We start from the raw sequence: 1,121 nt of genomic DNA on the forward strand, positions 1-1,121 counted from the left end.
ACTAGGGCGTGTCCCGTAATCGGTCAGGCGCCGGGTCGCGGAGCCAGATGTTGATCGCGGCGACTGTCAGGGTGCCGCGGTAGACGTAGTCGCGTTTGTCGAAGCGTGTTGCGACGGCACGGTGCGCGCGGAGCTTGTTGACGGCCCGCTCGACGGTGTTGCGGTCGCGGTATCGGGCTGCGTCGAAGGCTGGGGGCCGTCCGCCGGCCGATCCCTTCTTCGCCCGCGATGCACGCTGGTCGTCCTTGACCGGGATGACGGCCTTGATCCCTCGACGGCTCAGGTGGTGGCGGATCGCTTGGGAGGAGTAGGCCTTGTCGGAGAGCACTGCGTCGGGACGGGTGCGTGGCCGGCCTCGACCGATCCTGCCGACCGCGACGGTGGCGAGGGTGGGGACGAAAGCGATCGAGTCGTGGCGCTGCCCGACGGTGGTGAGGAACCCCAGCGGCCGGCAGCGCCCGTCGGCGGCCAGGTGGACCTTGGTCGAGAGCCCGCCACGCGATCGGCCCAGCGCTTCCCGGTCTCGCCTCTTCTTCGGCGGATCGAGCGAATCAGGCTCTGTTGAGGGCGATTCGCTCGCCGCGCCGGTCGGTGGATTCGTGTAACTCGACCGGCCCCCCTGTGTCAGGCGAGGGGCGGTAATGCTTGCTGCGGCGACTCTCGAAGTCATCGAGGGCGACGGCCAGCCGCTTGGCGCTGACGTCGGCCGGTGCGGCGTGCCGGGCTCCTGCTGCGTGCTGGTGGGCACGGATCACGGTGGAGTCGATCCCGACGTCCCACGATCCTGACGTCCCGGTCTGAGTGTCGCTGCCGCGCTGCAGCTCCTGGAGCATCGCCTCCCAGGTGCCGTCGGCCGACCAGAGCCGATGTCGGTTGTACACCGTCTTCCATGACCCGTAGGAGGCGGGCAGGTCTCGCCACGGAGAGCCGGTGCGAACTCGCCACATCACCCCGTCGATCACCATGCGGTGTTCGGCCCAGCGACGTCCCGCCCGGCCAGGCTTCGACCGTGGCAGGTGCGGCTCCAGCAGGGCCCACTGCTCATCGCTCAGGTCATGACGATCATGCACATGGACATACTCGTCTAACCCATCCCAAATCGATTACGGGACACGCCCTAG

Annotated in this window: 2 protein-coding genes; both read right to left on the reverse strand. The window is 68.3% G+C overall.

The features are described 5' to 3' along the window. Window position 1: 1 nt before the first annotated feature. Window positions 2-670, reverse strand: a complete 669-nt coding sequence (locus tag ACYQ1K_RS27885) for an IS5 family transposase (protein WP_459986889.1) — start codon at window positions 668-670, stop codon at window positions 2-4. Then, on the reverse strand, window positions 552-1,070 hold the full coding sequence (locus ACYQ1K_RS27890; RefSeq protein ID WP_459986890.1) for an IS5 family transposase: 519 nt from the start codon (window positions 1,068-1,070) through the stop codon (window positions 552-554). Before ACYQ1K_RS27890 ends, ACYQ1K_RS27885 begins: the two co-directional genes overlap by 119 nt. Window positions 1,071-1,121 lie beyond the last annotated feature (51 nt).

The organism is Nocardioides sp. AN3 (genome assembly GCF_054653495.1).

What these genes read in the sequence shown, in the direction of transcription:
- ACYQ1K_RS27885 (WP_459986889.1), bottom strand. Translation starts at nt 670, where the DNA reads ATGACTTCGAGAGTCGCCGCAGCAAGCATTACCGCCCCTCGCCTGACA.